Origin of the sequence: Hoeflea sp. 108, from assembly GCF_000372965.1 — a bacterium.
Lineage (GTDB): Bacteria > Pseudomonadota > Alphaproteobacteria > Rhizobiales > Rhizobiaceae > Aminobacter.
In genome coordinates, this window is sequence record NZ_KB890024.1 from 170266 (window position 1) to 188315 (window position 18050).

Annotated in this window: 23 protein-coding genes; 6 read left to right on the top strand and 17 right to left on the bottom strand. The window is 64.7% G+C overall.

Annotated features, from left to right (window positions below; all coding sequences use genetic code 11):
• Nucleotides 1-114: 114 nt before the first annotated feature.
• On the top strand, nucleotides 115-1635 hold the full coding sequence (gene asnB / locus B015_RS0100750; protein ID WP_018425730.1) for an asparagine synthase (glutamine-hydrolyzing): 1521 nt from the start codon (nucleotides 115-117) through the stop codon (nucleotides 1633-1635).
• Between the two features lie 13 nt (nucleotides 1636-1648).
• On the opposite strand, the gene B015_RS0100755 is transcribed toward asnB, so the two are convergent.
• Both B015_RS0100755 and B015_RS0100760 read right to left on the bottom strand, forming a co-directional pair.
• A complete protein-coding gene (locus B015_RS0100755) occupies nucleotides 1649-3052 on the bottom strand; it encodes an MATE family efflux transporter (protein ID WP_026226746.1) in 1404 nt (467 codons plus the stop codon).
• Between the two features lie 173 nt (nucleotides 3053-3225).
• The gene (locus B015_RS0100760; RefSeq protein WP_018425732.1) at nucleotides 3226-4128 is read right to left on the bottom strand and encodes a LysR substrate-binding domain-containing protein; all 903 of its coding nucleotides are present in this window, start codon (nucleotides 4126-4128) and stop codon (nucleotides 3226-3228) included.
• A 130-nt stretch (nucleotides 4129-4258) separates the two neighbouring features.
• Between B015_RS0100760 and B015_RS30125 the strand changes: the two genes are divergently transcribed.
• Together B015_RS30125 and B015_RS0100770 are read left to right on the top strand one after the other, a co-directional pair.
• Nucleotides 4259-4438, top strand: coding sequence for a hypothetical protein (locus B015_RS30125; protein ID WP_018425733.1), 180 nt, complete (start codon nucleotides 4259-4261; stop codon nucleotides 4436-4438).
• A 96-nt stretch (nucleotides 4439-4534) separates the two neighbouring features.
• Nucleotides 4535-5170 carry an HAD family phosphatase gene (locus B015_RS0100770; RefSeq protein ID WP_026226747.1) on the top strand — a complete coding sequence of 212 codons (636 nt, stop codon included), beginning with the start codon at nucleotides 4535-4537 and terminating at the stop codon, nucleotides 5168-5170.
• Between the two features lie 112 nt (nucleotides 5171-5282).
• Here B015_RS0100770 and B015_RS0100775 read toward each other — a convergent pair whose 3' ends face one another.
• The 14 genes from B015_RS0100775 to B015_RS0100840 all read right to left on the bottom strand — a co-directional run bounded on the left by B015_RS0100775 (nucleotide 5283) and on the right by B015_RS0100840 (nucleotide 14849).
• The gene (locus B015_RS0100775; RefSeq protein ID WP_018425735.1) at nucleotides 5283-6041 is read right to left on the bottom strand and encodes a class II aldolase and adducin N-terminal domain-containing protein; all 759 of its coding nucleotides are present in this window, start codon (nucleotides 6039-6041) and stop codon (nucleotides 5283-5285) included.
• A gap of 102 nt (nucleotides 6042-6143) precedes the next feature.
• The gene (gene ureG, locus B015_RS0100780) at nucleotides 6144-6779 is read right to left on the bottom strand and encodes an urease accessory protein UreG (RefSeq protein ID WP_018425736.1); all 636 of its coding nucleotides are present in this window, start codon (nucleotides 6777-6779) and stop codon (nucleotides 6144-6146) included.
• Nucleotides 6776-7216: a DUF3995 domain-containing protein gene (locus tag B015_RS0100785; protein ID WP_018425737.1), complete on the bottom strand. Its 441-nt coding sequence runs from the start codon at nucleotides 7214-7216 to the stop codon at nucleotides 6776-6778. The genes ureG and B015_RS0100785 overlap by 4 nt, the downstream gene beginning before the upstream one ends.
• Nucleotides 7213-7881 carry an urease accessory protein UreF gene (locus tag B015_RS0100790; RefSeq protein ID WP_040456397.1) on the bottom strand — a complete coding sequence of 223 codons (669 nt, stop codon included), beginning with the start codon at nucleotides 7879-7881 and terminating at the stop codon, nucleotides 7213-7215. Before B015_RS0100790 ends, B015_RS0100785 begins: the two co-directional genes overlap by 4 nt.
• Nucleotides 7874-8428, bottom strand: a complete 555-nt coding sequence (locus B015_RS0100795; protein ID WP_018425739.1) for an urease accessory protein UreE — start codon at nucleotides 8426-8428, stop codon at nucleotides 7874-7876. The genes B015_RS0100790 and B015_RS0100795 overlap by 8 nt, the downstream gene beginning before the upstream one ends.
• 42 nt (nucleotides 8429-8470) lie before the next feature.
• Nucleotides 8471-9058: a hypothetical protein gene (locus B015_RS0100800; protein ID WP_018425740.1), complete on the bottom strand. Its 588-nt coding sequence runs from the start codon at nucleotides 9056-9058 to the stop codon at nucleotides 8471-8473.
• 193 nt (nucleotides 9059-9251) lie between these two features.
• On the bottom strand, nucleotides 9252-9797 hold the full coding sequence (locus B015_RS0100805; protein ID WP_018425741.1) for a peroxiredoxin: 546 nt from the start codon (nucleotides 9795-9797) through the stop codon (nucleotides 9252-9254).
• Nucleotides 9798-9957: 160 nt separating this feature from the next.
• Nucleotides 9958-10746, bottom strand: a complete 789-nt coding sequence (locus tag B015_RS0100810) for a PhzF family phenazine biosynthesis protein (RefSeq protein ID WP_018425742.1) — start codon at nucleotides 10744-10746, stop codon at nucleotides 9958-9960.
• A gap of 28 nt (nucleotides 10747-10774) precedes the next feature.
• Nucleotides 10775-12487, bottom strand: a complete 1713-nt coding sequence (ureC, locus tag B015_RS0100815) for an urease subunit alpha (RefSeq protein WP_018425743.1) — start codon at nucleotides 12485-12487, stop codon at nucleotides 10775-10777.
• Entirely contained in the window at nucleotides 12487-12792 is a 306-nt protein-coding gene (locus B015_RS0100820; protein WP_018425744.1) for an urease subunit beta, read from the bottom strand. The genes ureC and B015_RS0100820 overlap by 1 nt, the downstream gene beginning before the upstream one ends.
• 4 nt (nucleotides 12793-12796) lie before the next feature.
• Nucleotides 12797-13387: a HupE/UreJ family protein gene (locus tag B015_RS0100825; protein ID WP_018425745.1), complete on the bottom strand. Its 591-nt coding sequence runs from the start codon at nucleotides 13385-13387 to the stop codon at nucleotides 12797-12799.
• 26 nt (nucleotides 13388-13413) lie between these two features.
• Nucleotides 13414-13668: a DUF1272 domain-containing protein gene (locus B015_RS0100830; protein ID WP_018425746.1), complete on the bottom strand. Its 255-nt coding sequence runs from the start codon at nucleotides 13666-13668 to the stop codon at nucleotides 13414-13416.
• 8 nt (nucleotides 13669-13676) lie between these two features.
• Entirely contained in the window at nucleotides 13677-13979 is a 303-nt protein-coding gene (locus B015_RS0100835) for an urease subunit gamma (RefSeq protein WP_018425747.1), read from the bottom strand.
• A 15-nt stretch (nucleotides 13980-13994) separates the two neighbouring features.
• Nucleotides 13995-14849 carry an urease accessory protein UreD gene (locus B015_RS0100840; protein ID WP_018425748.1) on the bottom strand — a complete coding sequence of 285 codons (855 nt, stop codon included), beginning with the start codon at nucleotides 14847-14849 and terminating at the stop codon, nucleotides 13995-13997.
• Nucleotides 14850-15043: 194 nt separating this feature from the next.
• Here B015_RS0100840 and B015_RS0100845 point away from each other — a divergent pair, with 194 nt between their 5' ends.
• From B015_RS0100845 to B015_RS0100855, 3 genes are all read left to right on the top strand, one after another.
• Complete coding sequence (locus B015_RS0100845) at nucleotides 15044-15298, top strand: acyl carrier protein (protein ID WP_018425749.1); 255 nt, start codon at nucleotides 15044-15046, stop codon at nucleotides 15296-15298.
• Between the two features lies 1 nt (nucleotide 15299).
• Nucleotides 15300-16511, top strand: a complete 1212-nt coding sequence (locus tag B015_RS0100850; RefSeq protein WP_018425750.1) for a beta-ketoacyl-[acyl-carrier-protein] synthase family protein — start codon at nucleotides 15300-15302, stop codon at nucleotides 16509-16511.
• Nucleotides 16512-16636: 125 nt separating this feature from the next.
• Nucleotides 16637-17341, top strand: coding sequence for a glutathione S-transferase N-terminal domain-containing protein (locus tag B015_RS0100855; protein WP_018425751.1), 705 nt, complete (start codon nucleotides 16637-16639; stop codon nucleotides 17339-17341).
• 72 nt (nucleotides 17342-17413) lie between these two features.
• Here B015_RS0100855 and B015_RS0100860 read toward each other — a convergent pair whose 3' ends face one another.
• On the bottom strand, nucleotides 17414-18022 hold the full coding sequence (locus B015_RS0100860) for a nucleoside triphosphate hydrolase (protein ID WP_018425752.1): 609 nt from the start codon (nucleotides 18020-18022) through the stop codon (nucleotides 17414-17416).
• Between the last annotated feature and the right edge of the window lie 28 nt (nucleotides 18023-18050).

An 18050-nucleotide genomic window follows, 5' to 3' on the forward strand; every position in this document is an offset into this window, starting at 1 on the left:
CCAGGCGCGGTGTCGCCTGGGTGACAATTTCCAGTCGCCTGGTGGTCGCGTTCAGTCCGCCCCAATCCTAGCATCGTCCCATGCCCTAGGCCGGCCATGCGGGAGCGATGCGCCATGTGCGGATTTGTGTGCCTCTGGAACCTCGACGACGAGCAACTCGCCTCGCGGATGATCCGGAAGATGGAGCATCGCGGGCCCGATGCCCTGGAGGTGCTGCGGCCGAACAACATCCCCGTCGTCATGGCGCATGCAAGGCTCGCCATCATCGGTCCAGATAACGGCGCCCAGCCGATCCACCAGGGCGACAACATCCTGGTCGTCAACGGCGAGATCTACAACCACGCTGACCTCCGCGCCATTCTCGGCGAGACTGCCTTCCAGACCCGCAGCGACAGCGAGACGGTGCTGCACCTCTTCCGCAAGAATGCGCTGCGCTGGGTGTCGCGGCTGGACGGCATGTTCGCCTTCGTGCTGGCGACGCCGGAGCGCATCATCGCCGCCCGCGACCCGCTCGGCATCAAGCCGCTCTACGTCGCCCATATCGGCGAGGGGCTCGGCTTCGCCTCCGAACTCAAGGCCTTCGACGGTGTCGAGGTGGCGAAGATCGAGGCGCTGGAGCCGGGCGCCATGTATGACAGCCTGGAGGGCCAGCGGCGCTGGTACCGCATGCCACAAGGTGCGGCCGATCCAGAACCGGGCCTTGATGAGGAGCTGACTTGGCGCGAACTGCGCCTGGTGCTGGAAGAGGCTGTTGCCAAGTGGATGGTCGCCGATGTCGAGGTCGGCTCGTTCTTGTCGGGCGGGCTCGACAGCTCGATCATCGCGGCAATCGCCGCCCGCCAATTGCCGAAGCGGTTGAAGACATTTTCGGTCGGGCTTGCCGGCAGCCCGGACCTGATCGCCGCGCGGCGGGTCGCCGATCATCTCGGCACCGAGCATTTCGAGCATGCGTTCACGCCGCAAGAAGTCGCAGCCGTACTGCCGCACGTCATCTACCATCTCGAAAGCGCCGACATCGACCTGGTGCGCTCGGCCGTGCCGACCCATTTTGCCGCCAGGCTGGCGCGGCGTCATGTCAAGGCGGTGTTGACGGGCGAAGGCGCCGACGAGCTGTTTGCCGGCTACACCTACCATCATGCCTATGTCGATCGTCCGCGCGAACTGGCCGACGAGCTGACGCGCTCGCTCGGCACCATGCACAACATCAATCTGCAGCGCGTCGACCGTGTCACCATGGCCGAGAGCCTGGAGGCACGCACGCCGTTCCTCGACCGCGAGCTGATCGATTTTGCCCAGAGCATCCCGGCGACGCTGAAACTGAGGCGCACCGACCCGGCTTCGCCCGAGAGCACCGGTCCGACGACGGAGAAATGGATTCTGCGCAAGGCCTGCGCCGATCTCCTCCCGCACGACCTCGTCTGGCGAAAGAAGGCGCAGTTCGATGAAGGTTCGGGCGCCGTCACCGCCCTCGGCGAAGCACTGCAGGCGATGACCGGCTCGCCAACGCCGCTCGACCGTGCGGCGGAAGGTGCGGTTTACGAAGACCTGCTGCGGCAGAGCTACAGCGATCCCGACCGCATCATCAACGCGGCCGGCAGATGGGTCGCCAATCGCGTGTGTGTGGCGGCTGCCTGATCCAAGGCCGCCTTCAGATCACCGGCTTGTCCATCAGGCCGAGCCTGTCGCGCCTGAGCCAACGCCACAGCAGCAGCACCGATACTGTGGCAAGGCCGGAAAACAGGCCGATCCAGATGCCGCGACCCTCGAAGCCGAAGTGGAAGGCGAGCAGCACGCCGAGCGGCAGGCCGATGCCCCAATAGCCGATCGCGGCGAGGATCATCGGTACGGTTGTGTCCTGCAGTCCGCGCAACTGGCCTGACGACACCGCCTGGGCGCCGTCGACCACCTGGAACAGCGCTGCAAAGACCAGGAAGCTGACTGCCAGGCTGATGACATGGGCGTTGGCCGGGTCACTGATGTCGATGAAGGCCGAGATAAGGAGATGCGGCCACAACACCATCACCAGCGCCATCAGCGCCATGAAGCCGACGCCGAGCACATAGGCGGTCCAGCCGGCGCGGGTGATGCCATCGCGGTCTTTGGCGCCGAAGGCGAGGCCGACGCGCACTGTCACCGCCTGGCCGAGGCCCAGAGGGATCATGAAGGTAACGGCGCAGATCTGCATGGCGATAGCATGCGCTGCCAGCGACTCCGCATTGATCAGCCCCATCAGGAAGGCGGCAGCGTTGAAGATCGTCACCTCGAAGGCAAGGATGCCGGCAATCGGAGCGCCGAGCTTGAGCAACGCCAAGAAACGCGGCCAGTCCGCGCGCCAGAAACGGCCGAACAGCCGGTAGCGGCGGAAGCGCTTTTCGAACATCACCACGAGTGCCATGCCAACGAACATCATGCCGCTGGCAATGCTGGTGGCGAGGCCCGAGCCGGCGATACCCATCTCGGGGAAGCCCCATTTGCCAAACACCAGAAGCCAGTTGCCGATAGCGTTGGCCGCGACCGCGATCGCCATGATCGCCAGCGCCCAGCCCGGCCGCTCCAGCGCCGAAATGAAGGAGCGCAGCACGATATAGCCATAGAAGGGCAGCACCGCCCATTGCAGGTGGCGGACATAGACGCCCGCCTGCTCGGCAAGCTTGGGCTCCTGGCCCATGGCGATCAGTATGTGCTCGGCGTTCCACAGCAACACCCAGATCGGGACGACGATGACGAGCGCCATCCAGAGGCCCTGCCGAACCGTCCGCCGGACGTCACGCACCGAATGGCGCTTGCGGCCGAGCTCGGCCGCCATCATGGGCGAGGTCGCGTACATCAGGCCGAGGCCGAAGACGAGCGGCGCGAAATAGAGATTGGAGCCGAGCGCACCGGCGGCCAGCGCCTCGGGGCCGAGCCGGCCGATGATCATGACGTCGGTCGCTGTCATCGCCGACTGGGCGAGATTGGTGAGGATCATCGGCCAGGCAAGCGCGAGCATCGCGCGAAGTTCGTCGCGCCAAGGACTGGCCGGTGATTGCGCGCCGGTTGCTATCGCAGACATTTTTTATCGTCTTTCGCGCCGATATCGCGAGATATGCCGCCGATATCGATCGATTCGGCCTCAAAACACCCGGTTTTGCCTCGCCGTGGTCGGGTTTTGAAGCAAACGGGCAGGTGTGGCAAGCCATCAAGACCGGCAAGGATTGTGCCAGCAATGGCGAGCTAGTGGTACCGTTAGTCGCTTGCCGCGTCCTTGGGGCAGTTGAGCTCGGCCATGATCCATTCGCGGAAAGCGCGGATTTTCGGCACGTTGCGGCGCCCCTCAGGGTAGACCAGCCAGTAGTCTCCACCATGGCCGGTGAGTTCGAACGGCTGGATCAGCCGGCCCTCGGCCAGCTCCGCGGTGAACAGCGCGGTGGTCAGAACCGTCACACCCTGGCCGGCCATCGCGGCATTCGCCTCGGCGGCCTGCGAACCCAGGCTGGTGTCGGGCATCCTGTCGAGTGCGTCTGCCGGCACATTGGCCATTTCGAACCAGGCCTTCCACCAGATGTCGGCAGGGTTGAGAATCCTGAGCTTGAGCAGATCCGCCGGCTCCCTGATCCCACCGATGCTTTCGGCGAGACGCGGGCTGAGCATGGGCGAATACTGCGAGCGCAACAAGAAATGGGCGGCAAGCCCGGGCCATTTACCGGCGCCGGAGCGGATGCCGATATCCATTTCCTCGCGCGAGAAATCGACAAGCGCGCTCGAGGTGTCGAGGCGGACGGCAATGTTGGGATGGCGCAGCTGGAAGGAGCCGATGCGCGGCGCCAGCCAGTTCGATGCGAAGGTGTGGACCGTCGAAATGCCGAGCGTGCCGCCGGAGCCGGCGCGCGCCATCTGATAGGCGTCGCTCAGCAGGCCGAATGCCTCGGTCACCATCGGCACCATGCGGCTGCCGACCTCGGTCAGCACCACCTGGCGCGGCTTGCGCAGGAACAGCGGCGCGCCAATGCGCTCCTCGAGCAGCTTGATCTGGTAGCTGACGGCGGCCTGCGTCATGCCGAGCTCGGCCGCGGCCTTGGTGAAGCTACCCTGGCGGGCGGCGGCTTCGAACACCCTGATCGCGGTCAAAGGCGGCAGCTGAAGCGGCATTCCCGCACCTCCATGCATAAGGCCATTTAATGGGTAATGATCGACGTTCAATTGGAAAAGTCAATCATTCCAGAGCTATATCTACGTCAACGCATCAGCGCGTTTCAAGCATCTCATCAGGGTGACGATCATGGCCACGGCACAGGCAAGTCTTATCCATTGCGAGCAGACCAGCTGGACGGCACGGCTGGCAGCCACATTCGGACTGCGTTCGCGCCGCCGGGTGTTCGATTTCCGGGACCTGCCGGACCACCTCAAGCGCGACGTCGGCTATCTCGACGGCAACAGTCCCTGCAGCCGCCGCAAATAGGGCCGCGCCATATGGCCGCTTTGTCGCTATCATCCTGCCGGTTCATTTCCGCAGCCGTTCGTCCTATGACCGCGGTAGCGAAGAAAGGTCGGCACGATGATTCCAAAAGCGGTCTACTGGGACATGGACGGCACGCTGATCGACAGCGAGCCGCTGCACGAGGAATCGCTGGTGTCGGCGCTGCGCAGTGTCGGCATCGAGCCGCCCGCCGATCTGCACGCCCGCGTCGTCGGCCAGGCGGCGCGCCCGGTCTATGAGGTGCTGCGCGACCAGTTCGGACTGGAGCTCGGTTTCGACGATTGGATCGCCCGCAAATACGAGCACTATATGGGCCGCGCGCCGGATCTATTGCCGCGCGAGGGCGCCATGGAAATCTTCGGCGATCTCAAGGCCAGGGGCGTTGTCCAGGCGATCGTCTCCAATTCCGACCGCATGGTCGTCGACATCAACCTCCGCGCCGTCGGCATCCACCAGGCGGCGATGAAGACGATCAGCCGCAACGACGTGCGCCTCGGCAAACCCGATCCCGAGCCCTATCTGCGTGCCGCATTCCTGACCGGCATCGATCCGGCCGACACCGTGGTCATGGAAGACAGCGTCACCGGGGCAACGGCCGGCGTCGCCGCCGGCATGCGCACCATCTTCTGGCCGCAGGACAAGATCGACGGTCCGGCTGGCGCGCTGGTGGCGCACAGCGCCGAGGAAGTGCGGGCGCTGCTCGGGTTGGGGTGAGTGGTCTCTGGTTTGCCTGGACCGAGGCGTGGTGGAGATGTGACGGCATGGATCCCCGGGTCTTTGCCGCGACGTCGCCGATGATACGCGCCGACGGGCCAAATCCCGCCTCTCAGTTCCGGAACACCGGCTCCTGCTCGTCGAGGATCGCTTTGAGTTCGGCGAGGTGGCGTTCGGCCTGGCCGGGATAGTCTTCCTGCTCGAGTGCTGCTTTCTCGGCGATCTCGTCGGAGAGCGTACGCAAGGGACGGCCGGTCCATAAAGCCTTGATGTAGGTTTCGCAGGCGCGCTCGAAATAATAGAGCCGGTTGAAGGTGTCGGCGACGCTGTCGCCGATGACCATGACACCGTGATTGCCCATGATCATCACCTTGACCTTGGGGTCGGCGAGCAGCTGCGAGCAGCGTTCGCCCTCTTCCTCGAAGGCAAGCCCGCCATAATGACCGTCGACGACATGCCGGCGGAAGAAGATCGCCGTGTTCTGGTCGATCGGCGGCAAAGTGGAATCGGCCAGCGAGGCCAGCACCGTGGCATGGATCGAATGCACATGCATGACGCAGCGCGCATGCGCGCAGTTGCGGTGGACAGCGCCATGCAGGCCCCAGGCGGTCGGGTCGGGCGCGTTGGGTCCGCTCATCGTCTCGGGGTCGTTGGCGTCGATCAGCAAAAGGTCGCTCGCCTTGATGCGCGAGAAATGCACCTGGTTGGGGTTCATCAGGAACTTCGAGCCGTCGTCGTTGACGGCGAGCGAGAAGTGGTTGGCCACCGCCTCATGCATGTTGAGTCTGGCCGTCCAACGGAAGGCGCAGGCGAGGTCGACGCGCTCCTCGTAGAACGGCAGGTTGGTCTGCTTGAGCTGGGTGACGGCCATTTCTTCCTCCCTCTCCATCATATTTCCGAAGTCCGCTACCGGCTTCGGGCCGATGCGCTGGGAGAAAGAATGCCGCGTCAGATCGGGTGCGGCAACATCAGCTCAGGCTGATTTCAGCTGGTCCAGCCTGAGGCCGCCGTTCTCGACGATGAAGTCGATGACTGCTTCCAGTCCCTTGCCGCGCGACAGGTCGGTGAAGCCGAATGGGCGCTTGCCGCGCTGGCGGGCGGCGTCGCCTTCCATGACCTCGATATTGACGTTCACATAAGGCGCGAGGTCGCTCTTGTTGATGACCAGGAAGTCGGAGCGGGTGATGCCGGGACCGCCCTTGCGCGGGATCTCTTCGCCCTGGCAGACCGAGATGACATAGAGCGTGATGTCGGCGAGGTCGGGCGAGAAGGTCGCGGCCAGGTTGTCGCCGCCCGACTCGATGAAGACGATGTCGAGATCGGGGAATTTCCTGTTCATCTCGGCGATGGCCTGGAGATTGATCGAGGCGTCCTCGCGGATGGCGGTATGCGGGCAGCCGCCGGTTTCCACGCCCATGATGCGTTCTTCCGGCAGCGCCTGCAGGCGGGCGAGCAGCAACGCGTCTTCCTTGGTGTAGATGTCGTTGGTGACGACAGCGATTGAGAACTCGTCGCGCAGCGCCTTGCACAGCTTCTCCGTCAGCGTCGTCTTGCCCGAGCCGACAGGGCCGCCGATGCCGATGCGAAGCGGGCCGTTTTTCGAGGTCATGGCTGGAATCCCTTGATGGCTAGGAAAGCGAAGCCTGCGCCGATGGCCAGGCACAGGGGCGAATAATACAGCCGATCGAGCCGGGCGAACGGCATTTGCGGTGTCAGCCTTCGCCATCCGGGGGTGAAACCGGCGATGCCGCGGCCAAGGAAGACCAGCGCGATCATCAGCGCCGAGGAGGCAAGCCCGGCCTTGGGGAAGGGCGTGGCGAAGATACCGACAAGCGCCAGCGGCCACAGCGTCGCGAGCACAAGGCAGGCGGCAACAGCAAAGCAGGCGAAGGGCGTGGGCATGGTGTCGACGCCGCGGAAGCCGGCCACCGCGCGAGCGCAGGAAGCCTGGTCGGTGCCGGGCCAGACACCGCCGAGGCCCCAGTAGACGTGCAGCGAGGTGAGCAGATAGAGCACCGCGGCAAGCGCGAAGGCGACTGGTATCATGAGCGGAAAAGCCTTGAATTCTGGGTTTCGTGGCGCATGGCCATGATGTCGGAGGCAATTGCCGCGGTGCCGAGATCCTGGAGGCTCGACGTGGCAGCGCGGGCGGCAACGGCAAGTGCTGTCGCTTCGAAGCCGGCGATGATGCCGGTGGCGGCCGTCTGGCCGATGACGCCGAGGCGGATCGCTGCCTGCACGAGATTGGTGGAGAAAGCCTGCAGCCATGCGGCCAGCGCGTCTTCCAGCGCGATGCCATGCGCGCCGGCAACGGCGCCGACGGCGACGCAATAGGGGCACTCGGCCGGAAGCTGTGCGTTGACAGGATGCGGCCAGGCGGCGGCAGCGGCGAGGAAGGCCTGCCCTTGCAGCATCGATTCCATATGGCGTTCGCGCGAGCCGGCCAATGCCTCGGCGAGTTCGGCAACTTCATGCAGGTTGCCGTCGTCGCTGGACCGGTGCCAGCTTTCCGCAAACAGCACCGCATCGTTCCAGCCCGAGCCGAATTCGGCGAGTGCCTGAAGCCATGCGGCGAGGTCGTCGCGCGTGCCGGCGAGCCCATCATGCACGGCGCGTTCGAGGCCGTGGCTGTAGGAGAAGCCGCCGACGGGGAAGGCGGGCGACAGCCACGCCATCAGGCGCAGAAGTGCCATGTTGCCGCGCTCAATCATGGTGGTGATGGTGGTGGCCGTCACGGTCGTGGTGGTGATCGTGCTTGTGGTCATGATCATGGCGATGGGCGTGGTGACCACCATCATCGTGCGAATGGCCGTGATCGTGGCCGTGGCCCGAATAAGCGCCGCGCACCGGCTCGAAAGGCGCCAGGATGTCAGTAATGCTGGCGCCGAGCCCTTCCAGCATCGCCTTGATGACATGGTCGCGCAGGATGAGAATGCGATCGACTGAAATGGCTGCTGCCAGATGGCGGTTGCCGATGTGCCAGGCGAGCTGCGTCAGGTGGACGGCGTCGCGAGCGCGGATGTCGTATAGCTCCTCCTCGGCTGCGACGATGGCTGTCGTACGGCCGTCTTCAAGAGACAGCAGGTCGCCGGTTTCGAGTACCACCGGCTCCGGCAGGTCGACCAGCACGCGCTCGCCCTGGGACAGGGCGATGGCGCGGCGCCTGATGTGGCGCTCATCATGGGCGAGCACGGCGACGTCGAAGGGCTGCGCACCGGTGGCGGCGTCGGCACGGATGATCTTGATAGCGCGCAGCATGGTCGTCTGTTTCCCTGGGCGAGACGTTGGATCTGTAGGCGTTCAGACAATGGTGTCGAACAGCCGCCAGATCCACGATATCTGATACAGCAAAGTAGCTGTCACGAATGCCAGATGATATCGCCTGCTCGCGGTGGCGATGGCGATGAGGCAAAGTGCCACCAGGATCGGTGTGCGGATCAGATACTCGCCGCCGAAATGGGCGAAATGCTCCTCGCCCTTGAGCAGCGTGTCGATGATGTCGAGCACGTAGGTCAGGGCAAGCAGGCCGAAGAACCAGCCCCGGCGCGAATAGAAGAAATCCTCGTAGCTCTTGTAGTCCTGCAAGCTGTCGGGAAACAGCAGCGCGCACATCAGGAACAGCGTGATCGCATAGCCGACGATGAACAGATAGGCGCCGAAGGTCCAGTCCTGGACGACGTAGAGGCCGAACTCCCACCACCAGAAATGGACCAGCATAAGCAGCAGCGACGCAACCCAGGCGAGATGCACCGGATAGAGCGGATATTGGCGCGGATGCTGGATGATGCGGGCAACCCCCAGAAGCAGCCTCGCCATGCCGAGGCCGATGACCATGCCCATGACGACACGGATATGCGGGAAGACTTCGGGAGCGGCATCGGGCGTCATCGGGCGCCTCTGCTGTCGGATGCAGGCATGGCATCTGTCCGGGAGATATTAGAACCGTCGAGGCAGGTATCCTGCGCTGAAACGGATTCCGAGCCAATAGACATTGCCGTGAGCGTGCCGTGTAGCCCTTCCATGAAAAAACCCCGGCACGCTTTCGCGGCCGGGGTTTTGCATCAAGCGAATGCGTCGATGCTCAGGCGGCTTCGGCGACGCCGTCGTTCTTCAGCGCCTCGAGGATGTTCTGCGGCGAGGACACGCCATAGGGATCGCTGTCGCAGTTGTCGGAGAAGCCTTCTTCCTCGAACCACCTTTCGACCTGGCCGTTGCTGATGACGGCGGCGTAGCGCCACGAGCGCATGCCGAAGCCGAGATTGTCCTTGGCAACCAGCATGCCCATCTTGCGGGTGAACTCGCCCGAGCCATCCGGGATCAGCTTGACGTTGGCGAGGTTCTGCGACTTACCCCAGGCGTTCATGACGAAGGCGTCGTTGACGGAGATGCAGTAGATCTCGTCGATACCCTGAGCCTGGAACTCGCCGAACAGCTTCTCGAAATCAGGCAGCTGGTAGGTCGAGCAGGTCGGGGTGAAGGCGCCCGGCAGCGAGAACAGGACGACGCGCTTGCCGCCGAAGAAGTCGGCCGAGGTCTTGTCTTCCCAACGGAAGGGGTTCGGGCCGCCAATGGCCTCGTCGCGCACGCGCGTGCGGAAGGTGACGGAAGGAACGTTCTTCCCGATCATATGAAACTCCATTTCCAAGAAAGCAGGACGCTCCGGTCTTGGGTCCGGGGAATCCTGCCGAATTTTTAGCTAGCGGCGGCACCATAGTGGCTGGCTGTGACCTGTCCAGCATCGACGCCGTGGCATCAGGTCGCGGGCGGTTGCTGACGGCTGCTGCCGTTCAGCCGAGGTGGATCGTAGCGTCCATGTAGATCACCGCCTTGCCGGTGAGGAACACGCGCTCGGCCGTGACTTCGCAGCCGAGCACACCACCCCGCGACGACAGCTGCCGTGCCGAAAGGTCGGTCTTGCCGAGTTTTTGCGCCCAGTAGGGGGCGAGGGTGGCATGCGTCGAGCCGGTCACTGGATCCTCGGGGATGCCGGCGCCGGGGGCGAAGTAGCGCGAGACGAAATCGCAGTCGCTGCCGCGGGCGGTGATGCACATGCCGAACGAGCCGAGCTCGGCGATGCGCGGCAGGTCGGGCTGGTAGGCGAGCAACTCCGCTTCCGAGACGAGCTCGACGAAATAGTTTTCGCGGTTGCGGAACAACTGCACCCAGCTGTCGTCGCGCAGGCCGTTGACCAGCGCATCGGCAGAGATGGCGAAGTCGGGATCGAAGCGAGGGATGTCCATGCGATAGCCGTCGCCTTGCGGCGTGACGAGCAGGTCGCCGACCTCTCGGGTGGAGAAACGCATGGTGCGCTCGACGCCCTTGCGCAGGTGCAGCGCGCAGGCCGAGGCGAGCGTAGCGTGTCCGCAGAACGGCACCTCGTCGGTGGGCGTGAACCAGCGGATGTCCCAGCCGTCGCGATTGGGTTTCAGAAAGGCCGTCTCGGCGAGGTTGTTCTCCAGCGCGATGCCCTGAAGAAGCTGGTCCGGCAGCCATTCCTCGACGAACACCACCGCCGCCGAATTGCCGGAGAAGACCTTGTCGGTGAAGGCGTCCACCTGGATCATTTCGAACTTCATTGTGGTCTCCCCATGCGTGATGCTGGCGCTAGAACAGGAAGTAGCGCTGCGCCATCGGCAGCACGGTCGCCGGCTCGCAGGTGAGCAGTTCGCCGTCGGCGCGGACCTCGTAGGTCTCGGGGTCGACATCGATTTGCGGCATGGCCTCGTTGAGGATCATCGAGCGCTTACCGATGCCGCCGCGGGTGTTTTCCACGGCCACCATCTCTTTCGCCACGCCGATGCGTTCGCGCAGGCCGCCTTCCAGTCCGGCCTTCGAGACGAAGGTGATCGTGCTGTTGGTCAGTGCCTTGCCGAAGGAGCCGAACATCGGGCGGTAGTGGCTCGGCTGCGGCGTCGGGATCGAGCCGTTCGGGTCGCCCATGGGGGCAGTGGCGATCCAGCCGCCCATCATGACCATGTCGGGCTTCACGCCGAAGAAGGCCGGGTTCCACAGCACCAGGTCGGCGCGTTTGCCGACTTCGATCGAGCCGATCTCGCGCGACATGCCGTGCGCGATGGCCGGGTTGATGGTGTATTTGGCGATGTAGCGGCGGGCGCGGAAATTGTCGTTGTTGCCCTTTTCCTCAGGCAGGGCGCCGCGCTGGCGTTTCATCTTGTCTGCCGTCTGCCAGGTCCGGATGATCATTTCGCCGACGCGGCCCATGGCCTGGCTGTCCGACGAGATCACTGAGAAGGCGCCGAGATCGTGCAGGATGTCCTCCGCCGCGATCGTCTCCTTGCGGATGCGGCTTTCGGCAAAGGCGATGTCCTCGGGGATCGACGGCGACAAATGGTGGCAGACCATCAGCATGTCCAGATGCTCGGCGATGGTGTTGACCGTGTAGGGCCGTGTCGGGTTGGTCGAGGCGGGGATGACGTTGGGGTACTGGCAAACCTTGATGATGTCGGGCGCGTGGCCGCCGCCGGCCCCTTCGGTGTGGAAGGAATGGATGGTGCGGCCCTTGAACGCCGCGACCGTGTCCTCGACGAAGCCGCCTTCGTTCAGCGTGTCCGAGTGGATCGCCACCTGGATGTCGTAGGCATCGGCGACCGACAGGCAGGTGTCGATGGCCGCCGGCGTCGTGCCCCAGTCCTCATGCAGCTTGAGCCCGCAGGCGCCGGCGAGCACCATTTCCTCCAGCGCGCCGGGCAGCGAGGCATTGCCCTTGCCGAACACGCCGATGTTCATCGGCAGGCCGTCGAAGGACTGGATGATGCGGGCGATGTTCCATGGTCCGGGCGTGCACGTGGTGGCGAGCGTGCCATGCGCCGGCCCCGTGCCGCCGCCGACCATGCAGGTGACGCCTGAATTCAGCGCCTCGTCGACCTGCTGCGGCGAGATGAAGTGGATGTGGGTGTCGATGCCGCCGGCGGTCAGGATCTTGCCTTCGCCGGCAATGATCTCGGTGCCTGGGCCGATGATGATTGTAACGCCGGGCTGGGTGTCGGGATTGCCGGCCTTGCCGATGGCGGCGATGCGGCCGTCCTTCAGGCCGACATCGGCCTTGTAGATGCCGGTGTGGTCGAGGATCAGCGCATTGGTGATGACGCAGTCGACGGCGCCCTGGGCGCGGCTCAGCTGACTCTGGCCCATGCCGTCGCGGATGACCTTGCCGCCGCCGAACTTCACTTCCTCGCCATAACAGGTGAAGTCGTTCTCGACCTCGATGAACAGTTCGGTGTCGGCGAGCCGGACCTTGTCGCCGACGGTGGGGCCGAACATCTTGGCATAGGAGGCGCGGGAGACTTGTGCCGGCATCAGAGTTTACCCATCACCTTCTTCTGGAAACCGTAGACCTCGCGCTTGCCGCCATAGGGCACCAGCGTCACGTCGCGCTCCTGGCCCGGCTCGAAGCGCACGGCGGTGCCGGCTGCGATGTCGAGCCGCATGCCGCGCGCCTGCTCGCGGTCGAATTTCAGGCCGTTGTTGGTCTCGTAGAAATGGAAGTGGCTGCCGACCTGGATCGGCCGGTCGCCTGTGTTGGCGACCTTCAGCGTCACCGTCGGCTGACCCTTGTTGAGCTCGATCGAGCCTTCGGCGGGGATGATTTCACCTGGAATCATGGTCTCAGGCTCCGAGCGCCAGCCACAGGCCGCCGAGCGCGGTCGCGCCGCCGGCGATGCGGGTAACGAGACGCCCCGTTCCACCGCCGAAGACGCGGCCGATGCCGAGGCCGAGACCGACGCCGGTGGCGTGCAGCAGCACCGTCGACAGGGCGAAGCCGATGCCGAAGCTGAGCGCGCCGGCCGAGCCGAGTTCGCCGCCATGGGCGTGACCGTGGAAGAAGGCAAAGAAGCCGACCATGACCATGCCGGCCCAGACAGGTATCTGGAGCGCGGCCGCCGCGAGCAAGCCGATCACCACGACGGAAGCCAGGATGACAGGCTCGACGAAGGGCAGGAGGGTGCCGGCGATGGCCGCCGCGAAGCCCAGAGCCATGGTGCCGACGAAGGCAGATGGCACCAGCCACAAAGCGCGGCCGCCGAGCAGGGCAGCCCACAGGCCGACCGCCACCATGGCGAGGATGTGGTCCGCCCCGAACAGCGGATGCGACACACCGGCGAGCAGCGAGCCGTGTTCCTCGGGGTTGAGATGCGCGAAGGCGGGTGCGGCCGAGAGCGACAGCAGCGAAATGGCAGCGGCGAGGCGCTTGAGCATGTGGGGATACCCTAGGTACGAGACAATCAGGCGGCGGACTTTGGCGCGCAGCCTTCGGCTTTCAGCACGCGTTTGGTCGAGGCCGGATATTTCAGAAGCAGTGCCGCCGGCCGGATCGGCCGGACAGAAAAATTGGCGCCGCAATTTGGGCAGGTGCCGTCAAGGACGCCTTCCGCGCAGTCCGTGCAGAAGGTGCATTCGAAGGTACAGATCACAGCGTTTGTTGCCTCGGCCGGCAGGTCCCGGTCGCAGCATTCGCAGTTGGGGCGAAGTTCCAGCATGGCAAATCTCAGCGTACCGGTTCGTGCACGGTCACCAGCTTGGTGCCGTCGGGGAAGGTAGCTTCCACCTGCACGTCGTGGATCATTTCGGCGATGCCGTCCATCACCTGGGCGCGGGTAACGACATGAGCGCCTGCCTCCATCAGCTCGGCGACCGAGCGGCCGTCGCGGGCGCCTTCGACGATGAAGTCGGAGATCAGCGCCACCGTTTCGGGATGGTTCAGCCTGACGCCGCGCTCCAGTCGCTTGCGCGCCACCATCGCGGCCATGGCGATCAAGAGCTTGTCCTTTTCCCGAGGCGTCAGGTTCATTCGCGCACCAAAATCCTAGAGTGACCACAGTCTGGGCAGGCCTGCCTGTCCGTTGAGCAGGGCGACCAGTGGCATGAGTCGCTTTCGTAGCGTGTAGCCGTCTTCGGCGTAAAGCCTCGCAAGAAGCTTGCCAGTTTGGCCGACCGTCCAGTAGCTGGCGCCGCCGTCGTCGCCGATGATTTTCCGCGCCGGCTCGAGCATCTGTTCGCCGCGCTGAGAGACAAGCAGCAGCGTGGCAAAGGCGATGCGCCCGCCCGCCGAGGCCGGGCGCGCCAATGTCGCTTCGATCTCCGGCCCGACGGCAAGATCCTCGGCATGGACCAGCCTGCCGCCCTGCCTGACGCGCCAGCGGTCGCGGAACGTGCCGAAACGCGCCCGCTCGCCCATGGCACTGCGGCCGAAGATAGTCGCCTCGACGAGCAGGGCTTCCGCGCGTGATGCCAGTTCCACGTCCAGCCGGCGTGAAAAGGCGGCGCGGTCGAAGACGATGGTCTCCTGAGGCAGCCAGCCGAGAAAACCGCCTTCGCCGACGCCGAGCCGCACATCGACCTCGGCATGGCCGGCAAGTGCGCGATAGACCTTCTCGCAGGCCTGGGTGGTAATGACGGCGCGGGCGTCTGTGCCTGCTGAGACCTCCCAGGCGATGCGGTCGCCGCCGGTCAGACCGCCGGCCATGTTGATGAGCACGGCCTCAAGCGGATCGGCTCCGGTGTCGGGCAGGCGGATCTTCGCCGCGCCCTCCTGGAACAGGCGCGCAAGCCTGCTGCGGCCGCCACGCCGCTCGATCTCGATCCTGCCTTTCGCTGCGACGCGCTGCGAGGAAATCGCCGCTGCGTCGATGGCTGCGGAGGGGGAAATGCGTGCTGTCATGATGCCCCGAGGTTAATCGAGCCGGCGGTTTTGTCGATATATAGCTTGTTGCCTCACCGCGTTTCGGTTTCTATAGAGGAACAACCTCTTTGGCTCATTTCGGGGCTTTTGGCGCCCGAGAGCCGCATTCGGGCCTGCTGCGGGAATGGGCGGCGAATTGCCTGACACGTGTATAGTTCTGGGGAAGGGTACTTATGGCCGACCAACTGGCAACCGACATCATCGAGAAGATCAAGGCCCATGCCGAGACCGGCGGCGAAGAGATTACCCTGGGCACTGAGCTTACTGCGCTTGGCATCCATTCTCTCGAGCTGACCGAGATCATCTTCGACCTCGAAGAGGAATACGGCATCGAGATCGAGATGAACACGGTCGACGCCTGGGGCAGCCTCAAGAATGTCGGCGACATGGTGGAAGCCGTTCGCGGCCTGATCGCCCAAAAAGTCTGACATGACCCGTCAGCGTATCGTCATCACCGGCATCGGCGGGCTGTGCGCGCTCGGCAACGGCGCGCCTGCAATCTGGGATGCCATGCGCAATGGCCGCTCGGCCATCGGCCAACTGGTCCAGTCGCCGCTGCATGACCTCAAGACCCGTACGGGCGCCGAGATCGCCGAACTGCCCGACCATGGCATCGACCGCCGGCAGCTTGTGTCGATGGACCGTTTCAGCCTGCTAGCGGTGATTTCGGCGCGCGAAGCCATGGCCCAGGCGGGTCTGGTTTCGACTGATGCCAACACCTACCGCATGGGAACGGTCGTCGGTGTCGGCGTCTGCGGCTGGGAGGCGATCGAGGAAAATTATCGCGCCATCCTGCTCGACGGCAAGAACCGCGCCGGCATCTTCACTGTGCCCAAGGTCATGCCTGGTGCAGCCGCCGGCCAGGTCAGCATGAGCCTCGGCCTGCGTGGCCCGGTCTTCGGCGTCACCTCTGCCTGCTCGTCCTCCAACCACGCTTTTGCCGCGGCCATGGACCAGCTTCGCCTGGGACGCGCCGACGTGATGGTTGCCGGTGGCACCGACGCGCCGCTGGTCTGGGGCATCGTCAAGGCCTGGGAAGCGCTGCGCGTTCTGTCGCCCGACACCTGCCGTCCGTTCTCGGCCGACCGCCAGGGGCTGGTACTTGGCGAGGGCGCCGGTATGGCCGTGCTCGAGACCTATGAACACGCCGTCGCCCGAGGCGCGACCATCCTGGCCGAACTGGCCGGCGCTGGCATGTCGGGCGATGCTTCCGACATCGTTGCACCGACCGTCGAAGGGCCGACGGCCGCCATGCGCGCCTGCCTGCTCGACGCGGGCCTTGCGCCCGAAGAGGTCGACTACATCAACGCCCATGGCACCGGCACCAAGGCCAACGACCAGATCGAGACCGCTGCCATCAAGCGCGTGTTCGGCGCCCATGCCCACAAGCTGTCGGTGTCTTCGACCAAGTCGATGCACGCCCATTGCCTCGGCGCCTCGGGCGCTCTGGAGATGATCGCCTGCGTCATGGCCGTGCGTGAGGGCTTGGTTCCGCCGACTGCAAACTATCGCGAGGCGGATGCCGATTGCGACCTCGATGTCACGCCGAACGTGGCCAGGAAGCGCGACGTGCGCGTCGCGATCAGCAATGGTTTCGCCTTTGGCGGCACCAATGCCGTGGTGGCGGTCAAGGCGGCCTGAGCGGTCGCCTCGTCGCCTTCCTGTCGTGACATCTGGATATTGATGCGCGGCCACGCCGCCACTACATCTTGCGTGCCCCCACCCTTGGCCGGCGTTTCCACGCGGCCCATCCCGAGGAACCGTCGATGAGCGATCTTACGCCCTTTCCGATTGCTGCGCGCTGGCCAGCCCAGCACCCCGACCGCATTCAGCTCTATTCCTTCCCGACGCCCAATGGCGTGAAGGTGTCGATCGTGCTGGAAGAGCTCGACCTGCCTTATGAGGCCCATGCCATCAACATCGGCAAGAACGAGAGCTGGACGCCCGAATTCCTGGCGCTGAACCCCAATGGCAAGATCCCGGCGATCATCGATCCCAACGGTCCCGGCGGCAAGCCGCTGGCACTGTTCGAGTCGGGCGCCATCCTGCTCTATCTCGCTGAAAAGACCGGCCGCCTGATCCCTGCCGACCGCGCCCGCCACTACGAAACGGTGCAGTGGGTGTTCTTCCAGATGGCGTCGGTCGGCCCGATGTTCGGCCAGCTCGGCTTCTTCCACAAATTCGCCGGCCGCGAGATATCAGACAAGCGCCCGCTCGAGCGCTATCGCGACGAGTCCAAGCGCCTGCTCGGCGTGCTCGACAAGCGGCTCGAAGGCCGCAAGTGGATCATGGACGACGACTACACCATCGCCGACATCTCGATGCTCGGCTGGGTGCGCAACCTCATCGGCTTTTACGAGGCGCGCGATCTGGTCGGCTTCGACGATTTCAAGAATGTCGCGGCCTGGCTCGAGCGTGGCCTCGCCCGTCCCGCCGTGCAGAAGGGACTGAACGTCCCGCCGCGGCCGTGATCGGCGTCTCCTGAATACCAAAAAGCCGGAGCTGCGTTGCGCCTCCGGCTTTTTTGTCCTGGACTTGCTCGTTCAGAGTTCCAGGTCGGCTTTGCGCCTGGCGTGAAGCACGCGGTCGATATTGGGCATGTCGTTGGTGTCGATCCAGTTGCGCGCGTCGGCGTCGGAGCGGCCATGCTCGCGCCAGCGCTCCACCAGCCGCCGCTCCAATTCCTCGCGCGGCGAATTGACGAAGATGGTGAAATCGAACAGCGGCGCCAGCCTCTGCCACGGATCCTCGTCGAGCAGCAGGTAGTTGCCTTCGACCAGGATGAACTTCACGTCGGCGCTGACCACGTCTGCCGCGGCACGCGACAGCTCGATGCTGCGGTCGAATACGGGGATGGCGACATCGGGTTCGGCCGCCTTCAGCCGGCGCAGCAGCACTTCGAAGCCGGCAAAGTCGAATGTCTCGGGTGCGCCCTTGCGCGTCCTCAGGCCGCGCCTGTCGAGCACGCTGTCGTCGAAATGGAAGCCGTCCATCGGCACCACAGCCGCAGCCCCGTCGGGCAGTACGTCGTGAAGGGCCGCCGAAAGCGTCGACTTGCCCGAGCCGGGCGGCCCGGCGATGCCGACGACGAAACGCTGGGCATGATGCGCGCGCTTGAACAGGGTGGCGGCGATATGGGCGATTTCTGACATGGACCTTCCCGAGGGTTACAGCTGTCAT

What these genes read in the sequence shown, in the direction of transcription:
- B015_RS0100855 (WP_018425751.1), top strand. Translation starts at nt 16,637, where the DNA reads ATGAGCGATCTTACGCCCTTTCCGATTGCTGCGCGCTGGCCAGCCCAG.
- B015_RS0100850 (WP_018425750.1), top strand. Translation starts at nt 15,300, where the DNA reads ATGACCCGTCAGCGTATCGTCATCACCGGCATCGGCGGGCTGTGCGCG.
- B015_RS0100840 (WP_018425748.1), bottom strand. Translation starts at nt 14,849, where the DNA reads ATGACAGCACGCATTTCCCCCTCCGCAGCCATCGACGCAGCGGCGATT.
- B015_RS0100820 (WP_018425744.1), bottom strand. Translation starts at nt 12,792, where the DNA reads ATGATTCCAGGTGAAATCATCCCCGCCGAAGGCTCGATCGAGCTCAAC.
- B015_RS0100860 (WP_018425752.1), bottom strand. Translation starts at nt 18,022, where the DNA reads ATGTCAGAAATCGCCCATATCGCCGCCACCCTGTTCAAGCGCGCGCAT.
- B015_RS0100835 (WP_018425747.1), bottom strand. Translation starts at nt 13,979, where the DNA reads ATGAACCTGACGCCTCGGGAAAAGGACAAGCTCTTGATCGCCATGGCC.
- B015_RS0100790 (WP_040456397.1), bottom strand. Translation starts at nt 7,881, where the DNA reads ATGATTGAGCGCGGCAACATGGCACTTCTGCGCCTGATGGCGTGGCTG.
- B015_RS0100795 (WP_018425739.1), bottom strand. Translation starts at nt 8,428, where the DNA reads ATGCTGCGCGCTATCAAGATCATCCGTGCCGACGCCGCCACCGGTGCG.
- B015_RS0100760 (WP_018425732.1), bottom strand. Translation starts at nt 4,128, where the DNA reads ATGCCGCTTCAGCTGCCGCCTTTGACCGCGATCAGGGTGTTCGAAGCC.
- ureC (WP_018425743.1), bottom strand. Translation starts at nt 12,487, where the DNA reads ATGCCGGCACAAGTCTCCCGCGCCTCCTATGCCAAGATGTTCGGCCCC.
- B015_RS0100785 (WP_018425737.1), bottom strand. Translation starts at nt 7,216, where the DNA reads ATGATACCAGTCGCCTTCGCGCTTGCCGCGGTGCTCTATCTGCTCACC.
- B015_RS0100825 (WP_018425745.1), bottom strand. Translation starts at nt 13,387, where the DNA reads ATGCTCAAGCGCCTCGCCGCTGCCATTTCGCTGCTGTCGCTCTCGGCC.
- B015_RS0100775 (WP_018425735.1), bottom strand. Translation starts at nt 6,041, where the DNA reads ATGGCCGTCACCCAGCTCAAGCAGACCAACCTGCCGTTCTACGAGGAG.
- B015_RS0100770 (WP_026226747.1), top strand. Translation starts at nt 4,535, where the DNA reads ATGATTCCAAAAGCGGTCTACTGGGACATGGACGGCACGCTGATCGAC.
- B015_RS0100755 (WP_026226746.1), bottom strand. Translation starts at nt 3,052, where the DNA reads ATGTCTGCGATAGCAACCGGCGCGCAATCACCGGCCAGTCCTTGGCGC.
- B015_RS0100805 (WP_018425741.1), bottom strand. Translation starts at nt 9,797, where the DNA reads ATGATCGGGAAGAACGTTCCTTCCGTCACCTTCCGCACGCGCGTGCGC.
- B015_RS0100800 (WP_018425740.1), bottom strand. Translation starts at nt 9,058, where the DNA reads ATGACGCCCGATGCCGCTCCCGAAGTCTTCCCGCATATCCGTGTCGTC.
- ureG (WP_018425736.1), bottom strand. Translation starts at nt 6,779, where the DNA reads ATGACCTCGAAAAACGGCCCGCTTCGCATCGGCATCGGCGGCCCTGTC.
- B015_RS30125 (WP_018425733.1), top strand. Translation starts at nt 4,259, where the DNA reads ATGGCCACGGCACAGGCAAGTCTTATCCATTGCGAGCAGACCAGCTGG.
- B015_RS0100845 (WP_018425749.1), top strand. Translation starts at nt 15,044, where the DNA reads ATGGCCGACCAACTGGCAACCGACATCATCGAGAAGATCAAGGCCCAT.
- asnB (WP_018425730.1), top strand. Translation starts at nt 115, where the DNA reads ATGTGCGGATTTGTGTGCCTCTGGAACCTCGACGACGAGCAACTCGCC.
- B015_RS0100830 (WP_018425746.1), bottom strand. Translation starts at nt 13,668, where the DNA reads ATGCTGGAACTTCGCCCCAACTGCGAATGCTGCGACCGGGACCTGCCG.
- B015_RS0100810 (WP_018425742.1), bottom strand. Translation starts at nt 10,746, where the DNA reads ATGAAGTTCGAAATGATCCAGGTGGACGCCTTCACCGACAAGGTCTTC.